19 protein-coding genes are annotated in these 19,781 nt (G+C 35.8%); 14 read left to right on the top strand and 5 right to left on the bottom strand.

The genetic code is table 11. The features are described 5' to 3' along the window. Positions 1-46 precede the first annotated feature (46 nt). Positions 47-1,105, bottom strand: a complete 1,059-nt coding sequence (locus tag QE422_RS13905; protein ID WP_307459483.1) for a 3-oxoacyl-ACP synthase III family protein — start codon at positions 1,103-1,105, stop codon at positions 47-49. A gap of 471 nt (positions 1,106-1,576) precedes the next feature. Here QE422_RS13905 and QE422_RS13900 point away from each other — a divergent pair, with 471 nt between their 5' ends. Next, positions 1,577-3,376 carry a hypothetical protein gene (locus QE422_RS13900; protein WP_307459479.1) on the top strand — a complete coding sequence of 600 codons (1,800 nt, stop codon included), beginning with the start codon at positions 1,577-1,579 and terminating at the stop codon, positions 3,374-3,376. A 106-nt stretch (positions 3,377-3,482) separates the two neighbouring features. On the opposite strand, the gene QE422_RS13895 is transcribed toward QE422_RS13900, so the two are convergent. Both QE422_RS13895 and QE422_RS13890 read right to left on the bottom strand, forming a co-directional pair. Further along, a complete protein-coding gene (locus tag QE422_RS13895; protein WP_307459476.1) occupies positions 3,483-3,653 on the bottom strand; it encodes a DUF4236 domain-containing protein in 171 nt (56 codons plus the stop codon). 270 nt (positions 3,654-3,923) lie between these two features. Continuing rightward, positions 3,924-5,657 carry a helix-turn-helix domain-containing protein gene (locus tag QE422_RS13890; RefSeq protein ID WP_307459473.1) on the bottom strand — a complete coding sequence of 578 codons (1,734 nt, stop codon included), beginning with the start codon at positions 5,655-5,657 and terminating at the stop codon, positions 3,924-3,926. A 263-nt stretch (positions 5,658-5,920) separates the two neighbouring features. Here QE422_RS13890 and QE422_RS13885 point away from each other — a divergent pair, with 263 nt between their 5' ends. The 5 genes from QE422_RS13885 to QE422_RS13865 all read left to right on the top strand — a co-directional run bounded on the left by QE422_RS13885 (position 5,921) and on the right by QE422_RS13865 (position 9,294). Next, positions 5,921-6,133: a hypothetical protein gene (locus tag QE422_RS13885; protein ID WP_307459470.1), complete on the top strand. Its 213-nt coding sequence runs from the start codon at positions 5,921-5,923 to the stop codon at positions 6,131-6,133. Between the two features lie 145 nt (positions 6,134-6,278). Then, entirely contained in the window at positions 6,279-6,524 is a 246-nt protein-coding gene (locus QE422_RS13880; RefSeq protein ID WP_307459467.1) for a hypothetical protein, read from the top strand. A gap of 332 nt (positions 6,525-6,856) precedes the next feature. Further along, positions 6,857-7,444: a hypothetical protein gene (locus QE422_RS13875; RefSeq protein ID WP_307459466.1), complete on the top strand. Its 588-nt coding sequence runs from the start codon at positions 6,857-6,859 to the stop codon at positions 7,442-7,444. Next, complete coding sequence (locus QE422_RS13870) at positions 7,410-8,309, top strand: hypothetical protein (protein WP_307459464.1); 900 nt, start codon at positions 7,410-7,412, stop codon at positions 8,307-8,309. The genes QE422_RS13875 and QE422_RS13870 overlap by 35 nt, the downstream gene beginning before the upstream one ends. Further along, a complete protein-coding gene (locus tag QE422_RS13865) occupies positions 8,293-9,294 on the top strand; it encodes a GLPGLI family protein (protein WP_307459463.1) in 1,002 nt (333 codons plus the stop codon). Before QE422_RS13870 ends, QE422_RS13865 begins: the two co-directional genes overlap by 17 nt. A 314-nt stretch (positions 9,295-9,608) precedes the next feature. Here QE422_RS13865 and QE422_RS13860 read toward each other — a convergent pair whose 3' ends face one another. Then, positions 9,609-10,427: an NUMOD4 domain-containing protein gene (locus tag QE422_RS13860; RefSeq protein WP_307459462.1), complete on the bottom strand. Its 819-nt coding sequence runs from the start codon at positions 10,425-10,427 to the stop codon at positions 9,609-9,611. Position 10,428: 1 nt separating this feature from the next. Next, a complete protein-coding gene (locus QE422_RS13855; protein ID WP_307459460.1) occupies positions 10,429-10,773 on the bottom strand; it encodes an NUMOD4 domain-containing protein in 345 nt (114 codons plus the stop codon). A 189-nt stretch (positions 10,774-10,962) separates the two neighbouring features. Here QE422_RS13855 and QE422_RS13850 point away from each other — a divergent pair, with 189 nt between their 5' ends. The 8 genes from QE422_RS13850 (at position 10,963) to QE422_RS13815 (ending at position 19,700) form a co-directional block, all read left to right on the top strand. Further along, positions 10,963-11,784, top strand: coding sequence for a CPBP family intramembrane glutamic endopeptidase (locus QE422_RS13850; protein WP_307459459.1), 822 nt, complete (start codon positions 10,963-10,965; stop codon positions 11,782-11,784). 124 nt (positions 11,785-11,908) lie between these two features. Then, positions 11,909-12,865: a DUF6624 domain-containing protein gene (locus QE422_RS13845; protein ID WP_307459458.1), complete on the top strand. Its 957-nt coding sequence runs from the start codon at positions 11,909-11,911 to the stop codon at positions 12,863-12,865. A 338-nt stretch (positions 12,866-13,203) separates the two neighbouring features. Continuing rightward, positions 13,204-13,749, top strand: a complete 546-nt coding sequence (locus QE422_RS13840; protein ID WP_307459457.1) for a peptidoglycan-binding protein LysM — start codon at positions 13,204-13,206, stop codon at positions 13,747-13,749. Positions 13,750-14,225: 476 nt separating this feature from the next. Further along, positions 14,226-14,771 carry a peptidoglycan-binding protein LysM gene (locus QE422_RS13835; protein ID WP_307459455.1) on the top strand — a complete coding sequence of 182 codons (546 nt, stop codon included), beginning with the start codon at positions 14,226-14,228 and terminating at the stop codon, positions 14,769-14,771. A 282-nt stretch (positions 14,772-15,053) separates the two neighbouring features. Next, a complete protein-coding gene (locus QE422_RS13830) occupies positions 15,054-15,236 on the top strand; it encodes a helix-turn-helix domain-containing protein (RefSeq protein ID WP_307459453.1) in 183 nt (60 codons plus the stop codon). Positions 15,237-15,487: 251 nt separating this feature from the next. Then, positions 15,488-16,033, top strand: coding sequence for a peptidoglycan-binding protein LysM (locus QE422_RS13825; protein ID WP_307459452.1), 546 nt, complete (start codon positions 15,488-15,490; stop codon positions 16,031-16,033). A 569-nt stretch (positions 16,034-16,602) separates the two neighbouring features. Next, positions 16,603-19,146 (top strand): hypothetical protein, encoded by a 2,544-nt coding sequence (locus tag QE422_RS13820; RefSeq protein WP_307459450.1) that lies wholly within the window; start codon positions 16,603-16,605, stop codon positions 19,144-19,146. Between the two features lie 23 nt (positions 19,147-19,169). Beyond that, positions 19,170-19,700, top strand: coding sequence for a hypothetical protein (locus tag QE422_RS13815; protein ID WP_307459448.1), 531 nt, complete (start codon positions 19,170-19,172; stop codon positions 19,698-19,700). Positions 19,701-19,781: the final 81 nt, after the last annotated feature.

The raw sequence follows: 19,781 nt of genomic DNA, 5'->3' as shown, positions 1-19,781 counted from the left end.
AGAATATAACCCGGGACCATTATTTAACGGATCCCGGGTTTTGTTTTTAAAATTTATATACGATCGCATTGATATTCATGCCGGCACCTACTGATGCAAAAAGGACAATATCCCCTTCTTTAATCTCGTGATTTTCGAGCTCTTCTTTTAGGATCATTGTCAGCAGGGAAGGAATGGTGGCTACACTGCTGTTGCCAAGCTTGCTGATGACCATCGGCATAATATCAGCTGGAGCTGTTTTGCCGTAAAGCTGGTAAAACCGGTTGACGATGGCTTCATCCATCTTTTCATTCGCCTGGTGGATGATGATTTTATTTAACTGATCGATCGAATATCCGCTTTTATCCAGACATTCTTTCATGGCTTCCGGGACATTAACCAAAGCAAATTCGTAGATCTTCCTTCCGTCCATTTTTATGTACCGGGTATCCGGGCAGCTTTCGTTGTTATACGACTTCCCGAAATACAAATAATCCTTTTCTTTAAAAGTATGCGAAGCGGAAAGATGGGATAAAATTCCCGATCCGTCCTCACTGCTTTCCAAAATTACCGCTCCGGCTCCGTCTGCATAAATCATGCTGTCCCTGTCGTGAATATCGACCACCCTTGAAAGGGTTTCTGCACCGATCACGAGGCATTTTTTGGCAATCCCGGATTTAATAAATGCATTGGCCTGGATCATTCCTTCGATCCATCCCGGGCATCCGAAAAGTACATCGTAGGCTACACAGAAGTTATTTTTTATTTTCAGGAAATGCTTTACTCTCGCAGCAAGACTGGGAACGGCATCAGACTGTACCGTACCGAAACGTACGTCACCGAAATTATGGGCAAAGATAATGTAATCAAGAGTTTCAGGATCTATCCCAGCGTCTTCGATGGCGGCAGCCGCCGCAATGAGTCCCAGATCCGAAGTTACCTGGTCACTGCCTGCATATCTTCTTTCTTCGATGCCTGTAATTTTCTGAAGTTTGCTGGTGATGGAAGCGTTATCGTCTTTTAAAAGGGCACCTTGTTCGTCCAGAAAAATATGGTTGTTGAAAAAAAGATTGGTAATGGTTTCATTGGGTATGTAATTACCTGTGCCGGTGATTTTACTTGTCATGTATACTTTAATTTCAGTCAGTTTAAGTGAATTTTAACGTAAATGTACTGATTATAAATTTTAAATTGTATTTTTTATTAGAATTTAAGTAAAATTAATAAAGATTTGCATAATAAAATATTTTAAAATAATTGTTTTCTAAAAAATGGTGTTATTTTTTGAGAAGTTTTAAATTATTAATTACATATGATTAAATAGATTGATCCTTAAATTCATTTAATCTAAAATAATTTATACAGTAGTAAAAGCTTTTATGAAAAAGATAAATTGTAATTATCTCTATCCGATTCAAATGGATTTTAAGGTGTTCTAAAAACTCAACAAATAATAACCGCTCTGATAGATGATTTTAAACATATTTCGTGAAATCATTTATTATTTGATGCATAATTGCTTTGAAACCGGTATTTTTGCGTCAGTGAATCAGTTGATGGGAATTTAGAGGTATGTACTTATTTAATTCATATAATAATGAACAACAAACCTTTACACAATTTCCATATTCCCGTAATGGGATTGGCTTATACGATAGACAGTCCTATCCGTGTAGCGCAGTACGGTATTTCATCCGTAGTTTCTATTATCGATGATGAGATTATAGAAAAAATGAAAAATTTTTACAGTAAAAAATTCAACCTGAATTACCCTCGTATTTCAACGAAGACCGATGATTACCGGGCCCGGAGAATTACGGAGTATCTGAACATGATGGATGATATTGTAAATGAAAAGTTTGAAGCTTTCAAAGAAGAGGTTTCCAGGAACAGAACAGCTTTGCAGAGCTTTATGGAGATGCTTCCCAGTACTTCTGAACTAAAAGAGGGCCTACAGCAATTCCTGAACTGTAAAGAACGCATCTCTTCATCCCTTAAACATTTCATCGATCACCATTTTCAGAGAGGAAGTATTGATGTGAACATCATGACGAAAGTGGATAAGGAAAACTTCCGTCACCATAAGCCGCTCCCTGTTATTTATAACGATGCCCATGCCTCTTTACGCGGTTTTGCCAACAGTAAATTGTCGTCGTCCGTAGTGCTTTCCGCAGGAATGAATCCGCGTTTATACAGTTACCTGGAGGAATTCGATGATTTTTATCCTGATGAACAAGGCAATTTAAAGAAGAAAATCATCCTGAAAGTGAGCGATTTCCGTTCAGCAATGATCCAGGGAAATTTCCTGGCCAAAAAAGGGCTCTGGGTCTCGGAATACAGGGTAGAATCCGGACTGAACTGTGGCGGACATGCTTTTGCCACGGAAGGCCTGCTACTGGGACCCATCATGGAAGAATTTAAGCAGAGAAAATCGGAGCTTATCGAATCTGCCCATTCTTTGATGGTGAGATCTTTGGAAGAAAAAGGGAAAAATCCCGTTGTACAGCCTCTTAAAATGAGCATTACCGTACAGGGCGGAGTAGGGACTGCCCAAGAACATATCTTTCTCCTGAAACATTACAATGTTGAAAGTGTCGGCTGGGGATCGCCGTTCCTGCTGGTTCCGGAAGCTACTTCCGTAGATGAGGAAACGAGAAAACTGTTGGCAGTATCCAGAGAAAAGGATTTTTACCTGAGCAATCTTTCGCCGTTGGGCGTGCCTTTTAATACGGTAAGAGGAACTTCGAATGAACGCCTCCGACAGGAAAAACAAAAAGACAACCGCTTCGGAAGCTCATGTCCAAAAAAATTGCTGGCTTTAAGCAAGGAATATTCATCAGAAGGGATTTGTACGGCTTCAAAGAAATACCAGGACCTCAAATTTGCGGAACTGGAACAGGAGAAAGATCAAATTTCTTCAACGCTTTATCAGAAGAAAAAAGACGATATTATTGAAAAAGCCTGCCTCTGTGTCGGGCTGGTGAATGCCGCCTATCTGGAAAATAATCTGGAAACAAAAGGGGAGAAGCAGGGCGTGGTCATCTGCCCTGGACCGAATCTTGCCTATTTCGATAAAGAAATTTCCCTTTCGAGAATGGTGAAGCATATTTACGGAAATGACAATGTTCTTGGCACCGCCGACCGTCCGAATATGTTCATCAACGAACTAAAAATGTACATTGATCATCTTCGAAAAGAAATCACCGGCTTTTCAGGAGCCCTGACCAATGCGCAGGTTAAAAAATGGAAGACGTTCAGAGAAAACCTCTTTAAAGGGATTGAGTATTATGAAGAGCTGTTCCCGAAAACTGAATTTTCTGAGTTTTTAGCCAATGGGAATCAACAGTTAAAAGAAAACATGCAGGCATTATCCGAAATTGAAATTCCTGAAATTTAAAGGTATGAGATTGCTTTGTTATAATTAAATAGTGTGGAAAGCAATATTATCATAAAAGGCCGTTCCCAGGTTTGAGGCGGCCTTTTATTTTCCAAATCAAATAAAATTAAAACAGTTTTTTGAACAGCGAAACCCAGGAATTATTGACCCGTGTTCCCTTTGAGCTGAAATTTACACTGGCGCCCCGTCTGCCGATGGTCGTATTTACTCCTTTTTGGCTGATGTTCAGATGAACACCCGGCATCAGTTTTACCCTTTTTCTGTAACTAAATCCCATATTGTAATATCGTTTTCTGTTAATTGTTTTTAGTTTTTTAAAGGTAGGAATATTTTAAGAGGCGTTTTTACGGGTTTCCGTAGGGCAATGAAGTTTTTGATGACTGCACAAAAACAAAGTAAACAATCTAAATTTCAGAAGTAGATTAAACTTAAGGTCGATATATTATGAATAAAAAAATGACCAAAGATAGATCCGGAAAGTTCCTGCAAATAATATTCAATTAGGATATTTGTTCAAATCCCCTAATTGTCTGATAAATCTTAATTATTATATATTTGTTTTTTCCTCTAGTTCCTTTTTCCTTTGTTTTATAAAATCTGTAGGACGGATACCATTGATCTCATGAAAGAGATCGGAGAAACTTTTACGGGAAGAAATACCGCATTTTTGAGTTAATCCTTCTATAGTATAATCCAGATATTTAGGATTGTGATATAATTCCTGAGTAATATATTTTATCCGTAATTTATTGATATATCTATTAAAATTTCTGCCTTTTGATTCATTGATCACTTGCGAAAGGTAACTTGTATTTGTGTTAAAGCTCTTAGCCAGTTCTTGTTGGGTAAGTCCTTTTTTTATGAAACCTTTTCTTTTTTCAAAATCGTTAAGCTTTTCTAGAATATCATTAATTACAGCGTTGGGAACTCCGGTTTTATTTTCTTTAACGGAACAGGATAGTACGGATGTTTTTTCAGGTGACCGATTTTGGTGAATAATTCTTTTTTCCAGTTCAGTATATTTGTGCTGAATTTCCTTCTCTTTCTTTTTTCTATGTAATAGAACAGTAATTAAAATAATAATAAGTGCGGAAGAAATCATTAAAACAATGAAACCGATAGAGTTTTTGCTCTCCAATTCCTTTTGTCTTCCCAGTAAAGATTTTGTATCATATTCTTTATGGATTTTATCAGAGAGGTGCCGAAAATCTTTATTTATGATGCTATCTGCCTTTAGTAATTGCTTGGTATAGTATAATTCTTTTTCCGGGATATTTACTTTATGATAATAATTAATAAGGCTTTCGTAATTACCTCTTACTTCAGGGATAATAAATTTTTCTTTTTGAAAAACAGAATCTACTTTGATGAAAAAATCAACTGCCAGATTATCCTTATGCATTTTTTCATAAGATTTGCCAATGTAATAATAGCTGAGGGAAGTTCCTGTGAAATCATCAATCTTTCTCAGTTCCGGCAGTGCAAGGTCAAGGTTTTGAATAGCTTTTTGATACTTCTGTCTTTCAAAACAGGAAATACCAAGGCATTTGATAAAATATGCTTTCTCTAGATCAAACCCATCAGATGATTGTAACAATGATAAGCCATGTCGAATTAATGAATCACTTTTTGAATAGTTTTTCAGATGCCTGTAGCAGATAATCTGTTGATGCAGACTGTTCAGATATCCTTTTCTGTTATTAAAAATAAGATTAGGATGAATTCTGGATTTTGTAAGCGGTTCAAAATACGCTGAGCATTTTTTAAACAGTTTTAAAGCTTCGTTGTAGTATCCCAGATAGCTTTTAACTACACCCAGATGATAGATAATCCGATATCTTAAAAATTCATCATCAATATTTTCAGAATGTTCATAAGCTTTAAGGTATTCATTTAATGCAGGTTGATATTGTTTATAAAAAAAGTAATAAATAACACCTTTTTCAAGATAAGCTTTACTGATAAGCTTTTGATCTTTTGATTTCAGTATATAGCTTACACAGCGGTCTGCATATTTTAGTTTTTGAAATTTATTCCTGGAAAAATAGATCGCATCCTGATAGCCTTGGAGTATTTCAATATAATCATTTTCTTTTTTGGCTTTTTTCAGATAAACATTTACATAAGGTAATGCCTGTTTGTCATTCTCAGGTAAATCTTCATAATACTTACGAATATCCCCAAAAGTAGAATTATCAGTAATTTTTAAATTCTGCCCGTGTATATAAATTACCGCAGAAAATAAAAATAGAAAAGTAATATGGTGTGTAAGGAGTTTCAAAGTATAGTTTTATCTATCAAAATTAATTAAAATAATCTGAAAATTCAAAGTCTGCCTTAAATGCTTTTGTTTAATTTTAATCATTTGTTAATCAGTGCATTATTTTTGTGATAATTTATAAATCAAATGGTATGATTTATAAATAGAATCAAAGTTTCTTAAATATTTGGAAATTTTAATTTCTAATTTCGTTTCATTAAGCTTATATAAATTTCCGGTACCGGATAAACCATTTAATCATCAAATTGTAAAATATGAAAAAGATGTTTATCCTCTCTGTAATCCTATTGGTATTGATTTCTTGTAGAAACGATGCAAATGATCTGGCAGAAAATATTTTTGACAAAAAAGTCGAATCCGTTGAAAAGACAACTGGTGGGAAAGACAGTACTGAAATGCTAAAAGACAGCACAGGATATCACCTGGAAGGTGGGATAAGACCTCCGATTAAGGATGGTGGACACTGGAAACCATAAGAACGATTTATCATCCGGATATTTTGTAGTGCGCAATGCAAAAGAAACGGATTATAAATAAAGTGAAAACTTCTAAACCATGTAAGTAAAGAAAAAGTTCCCGACTTTACTTATTCAAACCAACTTGGGAACAGCAATTATTATTATGAAAAAAATAATTTTTTCAACAGCAGCTATAGCCGCTACTTTTGTAGTTTTTTCTTTTGCTCCCGCTAAGAAGAACAACAGTGCTATTAACAAAGCAGAGGTTGCTTCTGTATTAAAGGTAGCAGCAGGAGCATGTGACGCTAAGTTTGAAACAAATCAGACGTTTAGCAAATGTGATACCCGATGGACAGAATCGCCAACGACACCTGTAAAAACTCAAAGTACTGCTCTTTCAAGTTTATAATCCGGTAGAAAAGAAAGAATGTCCTTTTGAAAAGAAGGACATTTCTATTCACTATTTCTGATTGAGAGGTCATATTTCAACTTCATGCTTATCAGGGTTTTTAATACTCAGTTGTTTATGATCAACTTTGTCTAGGTGCCTTCAGCAGGAAATACTATTGTATTTTCAAATTGCTCAAAACCTATGTTGAAAATAGATTTGGTATGAGCTTGAATATGACCTCTATTTTTATTTAAATATTTATGAATTGCGACATCAGAAATTTATAATTACAGACCAATCAATACTTCCAAAGATATAATAGATTTTAAGAACCATAAAAGTTAAATAGCATGGAAAAATCAAAACAGTTTTTAATAACGGTGTTTTTCATCGTACATCTGGTTTTAATTTTTTTCCAGGGAATAAATACTACAGTAGATAATTTCTGGAGTTTTCATTATAAATCAAAACCTGATTTTCCAAGACTTTTCATACAAAATGAAAATAATGAATGGTATTATATTTTAACAGGCATCAACACCGGATACGGTTTTTACGGTATAAAAACATCCTCAAAGAAATATTTTAAAATTAGTTATTATGACGAGAAAAATAATGTTATATCAACCGATAGATATTTTGGATTAAACAGTGTAAACGGAATTCAACGGTTAGGAGGATATTCTTCTTATATGGCAAACTACATATCCGATACAAAAAAATTAATACAGGAAGACAGTTTATCCGATTTAGTTAAATTCAGAAGAGAATATATTACAAAATCAATGAAATGGTTAGGAAAGAAAAAGGCATATTCAATTCCAAATTGCAGTTCATACAGGGTGGAACTTCTTACCGTAGTTCCTGATTATTATAAAGATATCAACAAAAAAATAAAATTATATGCACTACAGAGCAATTTATACCATGCCAAATAGAATATCTGATTATTTCAAACGGGAATATTCAGAAGCTTCTTTTTTACTGTTTTTCAGGATTATGATAGGCTTGGTAGCGATCATTGAAATATTATCTTTAAAAGGAGATTTATTTTTATTGTTTTCTTCAGCTGATACGTTGATGCCACAAGAGCTCATGTATATGGAAACAGGTGTTTTCAGATATTTGTATCCGATGAGTTTATTTCTCAAAGACAACGGATTATTGGATTTTTTCTACCAATTTGTTTTATCTGCCTATCTCGGTTCTTTATTATTTCTGGTCATTGGATTTTTAACCCGTTTTTCGGCACTTTTCGCGCTGATTTTACAACTGCTTATTTTTAAGAGTTTTTCCCAATTTAATTACGGATATGATCAGTTTGTGACCATGTCGTTATTTTATTGTTTTATATTTCCCGTTGGAAAATATTATTCCTGTGATCGTCTGATTTTTAAGAAGAAAAATATTGAAATATATTTTAATTATCAGACTGTACTACAGATACATTTGTCTATTGCCTATTTCTTCTCGGGCTTGGCAAAGGCCCTGGATTCCGGCTGGTGGGACGGTAAATCGGTCTGGAATGCTCTCGTATCAATCGACAGCAATTATTATCCTATACCCATCATTTATATTGTCGGCGGTATTTTAACAGTTCTGCTCGAATTGTCTTATCCAATTTTAGTCCGTCTCAAAAAAACAAGAAAAATTACTTTGGCGGCTATGATATCCATGCACTTATTTATTGGCTTTACTATGGGATTATATGCATTTTCGATAATAATGATTGTCTGGAATATAGCAGCTTTTGGTGAATTAAGCTTGGTAAAAGAGAAAAGGAATCATGAAATACTTGTCTGAATCCATTGGTAGTGATTTCTTACCCTTTTTATCTTTATGTAACTATCTGCAAGCTCATTATTTTGAAGCCGTTATAATTTCAAACTTGCCAAAATATAAGCGGAATATTTTAATTTTGCCGATAGAAGACAGTTATAAACCCACCAATATTAAAAAATGTAACATGAAAATATTTATTTTTACCCTGATTTTTGGATTAGTCAATGCCCAGACGCATCGCTTTATTTATGAATTTAAATTTAAGCAAAATCCAAAGCAAGCCGAATTTAAAAAAGAAAACATGACGCTGGATATAAATCCAGACAATGTAAAATTTTATAATTACCACTACGTTACCATAGATTCAACCAATATTACAAAAGGGCAGAATAGTCAGCTTTGGGATACTTCTACTCCGGTTTTACTTCGGTCTAAAAATTCAAACATCTACAGCAATTATCTTCTCATCAACGATGTATTTGTTTTCGATACTGAAGATGAAATTAATTGGAAGCTCGAAAACGATACTAAAAAATTTGAAAATTATACTTTGCAAAAAGCAACAGCAAATTTTGGCGGAAGAAACTGGACTGCCTGGTTTGCAAAGGATATTAATATTTCTGAAGGTCCCTATAAATTTCGGGGATTACCGGGGATGATTTTTCAATTGTATGATGATAAAAATAACTTTGATTTTACTTTAGTAAAAAGTTTTAAATTAAAAAACACCTATAAAACTCCGTTCATCGAAAGTTTTTACGGACAAAAACCGATAAAAACAACCCGTGAAAACATCAATAAGATGTTAATGGACAAATATAAAGATCCGTATCACGAAACTCGTGAAGAGTTCAAAAAAAATCCGAATACAACGTTTAGCATTAATGGTGTTGATATAAAAAGCATCAATCAGTTTAAAGAATTGACTGAATCACGGCAACGATATATCAGAGAAAATAATAATCCTATCGAAATAGATAAAGCGGTCCACTATCCTGAAAGATAAAATACGGATCTATTTTATCATCTGTAAAATAGTAATGGCTACAGCTTAATATAATTACCCTGGTGTTTTCTTTAAGTGGCCTGAATAAATCAATGCTGTACCGGAAAAAAGAACCTGCATAATCGTCCCGCCCCAAATTTTATATTTGACTTTAGAAGGCACAGATAATCCCACAAGCTTTGAAACCCGGTGGGGTTTATAATGTTATCTACCGGAATCTGCTCAACTTTACAGCTTCCGGATTTTGATTGGGATTAATTTTTCTCATTCGAAAAAGATAGCCTACAGAAAAAGCATGGGTAAAAACAACTTGTTTATTCTGTTTTCTTTTTGTTGAGATACGAAGAAATATGCCCTAATGAAAGTTTAGCCAGATCAATATTCCAGAAAGGAGTATTTTGATTGATAACCACTTTTGTCCGGTCTTTAAGATCAAACTTTTCCACAAAGCAATAATAGAGGTATTTGTTAAGTCTTATCTGAACCCGTTTGCATTTATGACTTAAATTTACGTAAAGATCACCCCTTCTATTAAAGGAGCTGTCCAGAAAAAGAGAAATAATGTTTTCTCTGAAAAAGGTTTTATTTTTATTCTCAGTCCAGGTATCCAGCCGTTTGATCCTCCCTTTACTGGATATGGCAAAATATCCTTCAAGATTGGGAATCGGTTTCCATATTTCGCCGGGTAGATCCTCCAGCGATAAATTCAGGCAGGCAGGAGGGTTGTCTTGATCAACAGGGGGTTCGCCGATCTTTTTCCACAGGTTTATATTGAATATTTCTTTGGCTTGAATTTTAGTATCCGGTATAAAATCTTTTCTAGTGGTTATATAATCTTTTGGAAACCATCTGAATGATCCTGCAGTAGTCCTCTTTTTATTGATAACCGCAATGATATGGGTATGGTGAACTCCCAAAGTCTTACTTGCCTCGTAAATATCCGTATAACTGGCAATAAAACTGCCGTTAACAGTATATTGGCTCACGGCCTGCCGGTAATTTCCCCTTTTCCCTCTGCCGGCATCAAATACTTTATTACTAAGTGCTATAGCTGTTATCTTTTCTAGATTACTGAAATGTATATTGAAACGATTTTCATCTTTAAAGGATATGCGCAATGAAAGATCGTCCATATCAAATTTTTTCAACAAAATGATAATAGACCAGCCTGGCAGGTGATTTTCCATATACTTTTCCGTCTAGGCTGATATTGCATCTTACATTATAAAAATGGGACTTTAAATGCTTGTTGAAATACCTGAAGAATTGCGGCTTGATAATCCGATCCAATATCTTTTGTTCTCCAACGAAGGGAAGTGGAACCATGCGCTCCAGACTTTTCACCCGTCCATAATTGGAAATGGCATAGTTTTCAAACCCGTCGATAAATTTCCATTCTTCATCCGGGAGATTTTCCAAAGATTGGTTGGCAAGAACTTCTTTTAGGTACTGATCTTCTATATCCGTTGGCAGTTTCATAAATTGAATATTTTTTTCGTACAACTCCCCGGCATTAAATATAATAAAAACTAAAATATTAAACGATAACCCTGTTAAAACTTAAAATGTAAATTTTATTGGTAGATAAAATGTTTTAACAATTAATAAATATTATATTTACGGAGTACATAGATTTAAATTTAGTAACAATTAGATACCTTCTGTAAATTGAATATCACAAAATCAAATAAAGTTTTAATATTTCATTTTGCTTTATACATAGTATCGGGAGGGCTTATATGGACTATTAATCTTTTGGGGCAGCTCCGTTTCTCCGGATATAATTTTTTATCATTTTTTAATCGTTCGGTAATCTTAATCGGTCTTGTGACAATATCGTATTATTTAAATAATAAGTTTAGTAAAAAGACTAGCCTGGAAAATGATATTCTGAAATTTAAATTAAAATACCTAAAACACTATTTGAATGGATGTGTTCTTGGTTTCTTGTTGATAGCAGTCATGTGGGGAATTTTGTATCTGATTTACCCCTTTGAGATAGTAAGAAATCACAATCCAAAAGTTATTCTTGGTATTGACATTATTTCTTACAGTTTGGGCAATACTCTTGAAGAGTTACTATTTAGAGGCTTTTTGTTTCTTTCGGCTGTAAGGCTCTTTGGAAAAACAGGTGCAATTTTTCTAATTTCATTATTATTTGGACTTTTCCATTTACCTGGGCTCGGACTGACGATGCAAGGACTTAGTATGGTTATTACAACTTTTACAATGTCATTGCTTTTTATTGCCGTTATTTATTACACAGAATCAATATGGACAGCTGTCGTACTTCATATAACGATAAACATTCTGTTGCATACTGTAGGTTTTGATGGAGCGGGAAACGGGTTGTTTAACATCGAATTCGCTGCATCAGATATAAATGGACTTTTCTTCACATTAGTATGTGAAACTGTTGTAATTGCCTCTGCGATCGTACTGTTTATCAGAGGTAAGAAGGCCATCGATATTAAAGAAGTGCAGATTTAATCACAGTTTCGATTACAGGGCTTTTGGAAATTCAATATACAAATTATTAAAACCTCTTTAACAAAAATCAGCAGTGGCTAGACTATATAGACAATCTCACAAAACAATAAAAATCCAAAACAAAATGAAAAACAGTTTTTATACTTTGCTATTATTATTTTTATTCACAAGCTTTCATGCTCAGGAATATTCAAAATTAATAAGTGAAGCCGATAAATTATATGAAACAAAAGATTATAAAATGTCTGCTGATTTGTATAATAAAGCTTTTAAAATTCAAAACAACAATCCAAGTGACTTATATAATGCTGCGTGCGCGTCATCTTTAGCAGGAGATGCAAAAAAAGCTTTTAAATGGCTGAATTTATCTATAGATAACGGTTGGACAAACCTAAAGCACTTAAGTTCTGATACCGATTTGGAAAATTTGCATTCAAAAAAAGAATGGGGTAAAACAATTGGAAAGTTAGAAAAAAAGTTGCAGTTAGTGGAAGCAAATTATGACAAACCATTGCAGGTTGAATTATTGGCAATTTATGACGAAGACCAGAAATATCGAATTCAAATGAATGAAACTCAAAAAAAATTCGGTCCGGAATCTAAAGAAATGCAGGATCTTTGGAAAATTACCAGTCAGAAAGATTCAATTAACTTATTAAAAATAAAAAAAATATTAGATGAAAAAGGTTGGGTAGGTAAAGACAAAGTAGGTGCACAAGCCAATAGCGCGTTATTTCTTGTTATTCAACATGCAGATCTGGAAACGCAGAAAAAATATCTGCCTATGATGAAAGAAGCTGTAATAAAAGGAAATGCCAGTCCGGGTTCTTTAGCTTTGTTAATCGACAGAATAGAAATTCGGGAAGGTAGAAAACAAATATACGGAAGTCAGATAGGAAGCAATCCTTATAATAAAATATTATATGTGTTACCTTTAATTGATCCTGACAATGTAGATAAAAGAAGAGCAGAAGTTGGCTTAGGTCCAATTGCTGAATATATTAAAAATTGGAATTTAGTTTGGGATGTTGAAAAGTATAAAAGTGAATTACCCGAATTGGAAAAATTAAATAAGAAGTAATAAGATCTGTTAACAGCAATCAGCAAACCTTTGTAGGACAATCTAAATTTCATAAACCGATGATAACCCATTTACGACTTATAAATTTTTTTGTAAAAACCTAAAGAAAAATTATACGCAAACGGTAATTTATATGACGACTGTTTTATAATAGAAATAACAGCAATTTATAAGCCCTCAACACTTAATGTTGGGGGTTTTTCCATTAACTGATACATGTAGTTATTTTACTACATGAACTTCCATTTTCCACTACAAAGAAACTTTTATCGCTGCCGTAGATTTGTAATGTTCAAAAGAGGACAATTAATCAAGAATAAAAAATAAATACTACTATAATGAAAAAACAAATTTTAATCGTCGCCTTAACTATCGGAGCCTTCATCTTAGGAACCAACAATGCCCAGGCTCAAAATACAACCGCAACAACAACGGTAAATATTACCCTGAACGATGTCATCTCTATTGATGCGGGAAGTACGGCCATCGGTAATACGGTTGACTTCAACTATGCTACGGCAGCAGATTATAACTCGGATCAGACCGTTACCAAAGCCAACTCTTTAAAAGTGACTTCAACAAAGAACTTTAATGTAAAAGTAAAAGCAGGAGGTGCCAATTTCATGAACGGAACTAACGTAATCCCTGTAAATGTTTTGACCATCAAGCCTTCTACCGCTGCTGGAACGATGGGTGGAACAAAAAGCGCTGTTGTTTTATCGGCGACGGATCAGACTTTAGTATCAAATGCTCCGCTTGGAAGTTCATTGACCCTTAATCTGGACTACACGATTCCAGCCGCAAAATCATCATCTTCCGATATTTTAGGGAAACCGGCCGGAACGTATACGCAAACAGTAACCTATACTGCAACAGCTTTATAAATAAAAATTTTTCATATTAATATTTTGTGATTTGGTGTTTCGAAGGCTTCCTACGGGAAGCCTTTGATTTTGTATAAGAAAAATTGGTGTACTTAACCACTGGTACAAATTATTATGTTCGCATATCTACTTACATAATAGATCGATTTGCAGAACAAAAATTTATATTAAATTATGTGTAAGTCCGTTTTTTTAATGCTAATAGGGAAAGTCCCAAAACCCGATGGTAACCAATTTACCAACCTATAATTATTTTTTATAAAAACCTAAATAAAATTATACGCAAACGGTAATTTACATATGCCTTCAATACTTAAATGTTGAGGGCTTTTTTATTTAAACTAAGTGATCATCATGTAGTTATTTTACTACATGAACTTCCATTTTCCACTACAAAAAAACTTTTACCGCTGCCGTAGATTTGTATTGTTCAAAAGAGGACAATTAATCAATAATAAAAAATAAATACTACTATAATGAAAAAACAAATTTTAATCGCAGCCTTAACTTTCGGAGCATTCGTTTTAGGAACTAATACTATTCAGGCTCAGAATACGACAGCCACCACAACGGTAAACATTACCCTGAACGATGTCATCTCTATTGATGCGGGAAGTACAGCCATCGGCAATACAGTTGATTTCAACTATGCTACGGCAGCAGACTACAACTCGGATCAGACCGTTACCAAAGCCAACTCTTTAAAAGTAACTTCAACAAAGAACTTTAATGTAAAAGTAAAAGCAGGAGGTGCCAACTTCATGAACGGCACCAACGTGATCCCTGTAAATGTTTTAACAATAAAACCTTCTACCGCTGCAGGAACCATGGGTGGAACGAAAAGCGCTGTCGTTTTATCGGCAACGGATCAGACTTTAGTTTCAAATGCTCCTCTTGGAAGTTCATTGACCCTTAATCTGGACTACACGATTCCAGCTGCAAAATCATCGTCTTCAGATATCTTAGGGAAACCGGCAGGAACGTATACGCAAACAGTAACATATACAGCAACAGCTTTATAAATAAAAATTTTTCATATTAATATTTAGTGATTTGGTTTTTCGAAGGCTTCCTACGGGAAGCCTTTGATTTTATTTCAGATAAAATAAATTATGTGCAGTAAGTGTGTTTTTAAATGCTAATACGAAAGTATCAAAAAAACAACGATGACCAATTTACCAACCTACAAATATTTTTTGTGAACACGTAAAGGGAAATTATAGGCAAACGGTAATTTATATGATGCCCTCAATACTTAAATGTTGAGGGCTTTTTTATTTAAACTAAGTGATCATCATGTAGTTATGGGTGAGCTGTTGCAGGATGGATTCATAACAAAATGTTCATACGAAACGAAAATTCCTAAAGTTGAATATCAGTTAACACCTCTGGGAAAGAGTCTGTTGCCATTGATTATGAGCTTAGAGGAGTGGGGCGAAAACAACAGGACCGTTTTAGAGGCAGCGCTTACCGGAAAGTCAGGATAAAATCTTCTCAACATAGGTATTGTATAAACAGTAACTTATACCGCGACCGCTTTGTAACAAAAGCAGACTGCAATTTATATAAGCCCTCAACACCTAAAAGTGTTGAGGGCTTTTCTGTTAACTAATAGGTGTAGTTATTTTACTACACCAACTTCTATTTTCCACTACAAAGAAACTTTTATCGCTGCTGTAGATTTGTATTGTTCAAAAGAGAACAAGTAATCAAGAATAAAAAAATAAATATTACTATAATGAAAAAACAAATCGCCATCGCAGCCTTAACTATCGGAGCTTTAATCTTAGGAAGTAACAATGTTCAGGCTCAGAATACGACAGCCACCACAACGGTGAATATCACCCTGAACGATGTGATCTCCATCGATGCTGGAAGTACAGCCATCGGTAATACGGTTGACTTTAACTATGCCACTGCAGCAGACTACAACTCGGATCAAACCGTAACCAAAGCCAACTCTTTGAAAGTGACTTCAACAAAGAACTTTAATGTAAAAGTGAAAGCAGGAGGTGCTAATTTCATGAACGGAACCAACTTAATCCCTGTCAATGTTTTAACAATAAAACCTTCTACTGCTGCAGGAACCATGGGCGGAACAAAAAGCGCAGTCGTTTTATCGGCGACGGATCAGACGTTGGTATCAAATGCTCCGCTTGGAAGTTCATTAACCCTGAATCTGGATTATACCATTCCAGCCGCAAAATCATCATCTTCTGATATTTTAGGAAAACCTGCCGGAACGTATACCCAAACAGTTACCTACACTGCAACAGCTTTATAATAGAAATAGTATTTACATCATAAAAATAATTTTTGCCGCTTTGGCTCTTGCAGCATTTATTTATTGAATGCTCAGCACACAGTAACGCTGAATGTTAGATTACTCATGAACTAAAAGTTTCATTCGGTAGAAAATTTCATTAGCCATTTGGCTGCTGATTATGTAGCTGAAATGTTCAAATAGATCAGAAATAAATAAACAAAGTATAACTCATTAATATAATCATTATGGATCATTGCAAACACCATTTTTTGCATCTTATAAAGTGTGAAATTGAGGAATTCTACAAGGTTACGATTCCGGACTGTAAGGAGCAAAAGAAAGCCATTTATGTCCTGTCTAAGTATTTATTTGGATTGTATCAAAAGAAATTACAGGTTAATTTTCTTAACGGACAAGCTATTGATTATAAAATATCTCATTGCATTTTTAGTAGAGAATTGTTTTGCGAATAAGCCGGCATTTTAAATTAAGTATGAGAACTCTGTGAGAAATTTATTTAAATAATATTCCCCCTTATGATTAAAAATCTAATGATTACGAAAAGCTCAGGCTGGATAATAAATTCAGTGAGCATTGTTTTTCGAAGGTCTCGAAAGAAAGAAAGCAGCTTCTATGCTTTAGCGTCATTTTTGCTGGTATTTGCAGCAAATAATTCAATCTTTTCCCAAAGCTCAGGTAAGCTTTATCTGTCCTCTGCCGGAACAGGTTTTGTGTATGATATTACCGGTTCAACGCCTTCGACGGTTGCAACTGCTTTGCCTGCGGGTATAACAAGCCCTGCCTATTACGGAAGCAACAACGGTGCTTCAGTAAGCAATCTGGCTGTTGGGTATGATGATACACAGGCCAACCGTCCGCTGGTTTTCTTAAACTCTAATACTGCGGCCAACAGCCCGCTACTAAAGAATGGTACTGCGACCGGACTGACGTTGCCCGTCGGAATCGGAGGAATTGGCACCAACAATGTGATCGGGCAGTATTTCGGGCAGTCATTCGGATTTAACGGTAAAAACCTGTATAGGCTTTATCCTACCGTTTCATCAACTCCAATGACGATTACCGGTGATACCGTATGGAATGCTTCATCTTCCACGATCTTTGCCAGTGATACGTTCTACGACTACCAGAATAATGTGTATACTATTTTGCAAAATCTTTCGGGAACTACCTATACCAGATATTTATACCGTATCGCAATTACCAGTGCCACCACAGCAACAGCTACTCAGATCGCAACTATTTCCGGACCAGTAGGTGTCCGAAATGCAGATGCGAATACCAGTACGGCCAACGATGTAGGAAACGTACGGGGAACGGCTTATCTGAATGGATATGTCTTTTTAAGTTCCGGAAACGGCAATGATGATATCGTGATTTACAGGATCAATATTAATACAGGGGTATCAGAATATCTTACCCAGTATAATGTTGCAAATTTAAGTTCATCCAACATCGATCTGGCATCGGTGGATTATTTTCAGCCTTTTGTTTTTAGCTGCGGAGCTATGGCATTGCAGGGCAACACTCCTTATGTGGCAGGAACTTCTTCCCAGAGAACATTGCGCATTCCAATTTCCAATATCTATACTCCGGGTACTTATACTATAAATGTTAACGGTACAGATTTTACCAATCCAGCCTATGCGGCAAACATTACTTCCAGTACCACATTTATTGACGTACCCCTTACGTATAACGGAACGGGGCAGGGAGGATACCGGACGTTAACCGTAGATCTAAACGGAAGTACGACGACTTGTACCTATAAAGCTTTTATCGATGCGGATTCCGATGGAGACGGTTTGCTGGACAGTGCTGATCTTGATGACGACAATGATGGAATCCTTGATAGTGCAGAAGGCTGCGCAGCTACTGTAACGATGGCGTCAGTATCATCGGCTACCGCTACCAGCTTATCGAATACGAATTCGGCTGTCGTTCCCCTTACTCCGCCTGGAGGAGCTACTTTGCCCGGGGGTGGAGTTACTGTGACGAAAACTTCAGGAACAGGAAATGGCTGGGGAATCTATACGCCACCGGTGGCCTCTACTACGATTACGGTAAACGACGCACAGACTTCTTCTTTCTCCACTACTTACCTAGATATTGTAGGTACGGTTCCGAGAACCTTAAATATTAATTTTGGCGTATCCGCTAATTCATTAAGTTCAAATAATAATAGGTATCAGTATATTATTGGTATTGCCGGATTAGGAGGGGAAAATACTTCCGTTACCAATACGTTTTCTGTTCCTCTGACAGTCGCGGCTAATGCAAATGTCTTCAATACAGGATTATATTCATTGTTGGACGGTGTTGTCTCTACTACGCCGGGCGTAAGCGGAACGACCTTTACAACCAATACGCCTTTCAGTACGCCACAGGGATATACCTTTTTCCTTGTACCTGTTGATGTAGCTTCATTAACCATGACCCTGACCGGGAACAATGATCCTCATGGAATTATTTTCGGAGTTTACAATGCCAACTGTACAGCAGATGCAGACAGCGACGGAATTGTAAACCGTCTGGATCTGGACTCAGATAATGACGGATGTCTTGATGCAATGGAAGGTGATGAGAACGTTGCTTACAGCATGCTTGTTAATGCGCATCCAAGACTAAGCGTAGGAACGGGTTCTTCGGCAGCTAATCAGAATTTATGTAATGGCGCGAATTGCGTAAATGCGAATGGTATTCCAGCTCAGGTAAATGCCGGAGGTCTTGCAGATACGTTAGGAACCCAAGGGCAGGGAATCGGTGATTCTCAAAATGCTTCCGTATCAGGATGCTACTGTTACAAGCCGGTTGTTACTACCGGAGGACCGGTTCTAAGCACGTCACAGGGTATTACCTCACTCGGAAGAGCAGGTATAAATAATTCGAATTGGCCGATGGTACGAAATGGGGCCTGGACAGCGCTGGAATCCAAAACCAAGGGATTTGTAATCAATCGACTTACCACTGCACAAATCTCAGCAATTCCTGCAGCGAACCTGGTTGAAGGGATGATGGTCTACAATACGACCTTAGACTGCCTACAAGTTAATACGACAGGAACTCCAGCCGGATGGTCATGTCTTAATACACAAAGTTGCCCTACGAACTAATACACAATTTAATGTTTAATAAAATGAAAAATATATTCATCATAGCATTCACTATTTTTTTTGGAATGATTTCCGCACAGGTTGCTATTGGTAAAACAACGCTTTCATCGCCGTCGGTCTCCTTAGAATTCGGAACAGCAAACAGGGGGATCATCTTACCTTGGGTAACTTCTGCGGCTTCAGTAACTGGAGCGGTAAACGGAACGATGATCTACGATCTCACGGATAAAAAAGTAAAAATCAAATTTGCTTCTTTATGGAAAGATCTTTCTGTAGATGCCGCCGGAACTACAATTGATCCGTTAACCAGCATCGATGGTACTTTAATTCAGAATACGGTTATCGAAAATACAAATGCTAAAATGGCTATCGGACCGCTTACTTCAACGCCTGGAATTTTAGTCTTGGAAGCTTCGGATAAGGCAATGGTATTACCCAAAGTAGCAAGCCCGCATCTTAACATCATTAATCCTTCGCCGGGAATGATGGTGTATGACACAGTTAATAAACAGCTGGCTGTCTTCAACGGGAAAGTCTGGACATTTTGGAAATAAGTTAATAACAGGTTAATCTTAATTTTTCCTTATTTAATAGGATTTATTAGGCTGAAACAGATCTATAATTTTTATCTTATG

Origin of the sequence: Chryseobacterium sp. SORGH_AS_0447 (genome assembly GCF_030818695.1) — a bacterium.
Classification (GTDB): domain Bacteria; phylum Bacteroidota; class Bacteroidia; order Flavobacteriales; family Weeksellaceae; genus Chryseobacterium.
The sequence above is the reverse complement of the archived record's forward strand: the minus strand, read 5'-3'. Positions and strand labels throughout refer to the sequence as shown.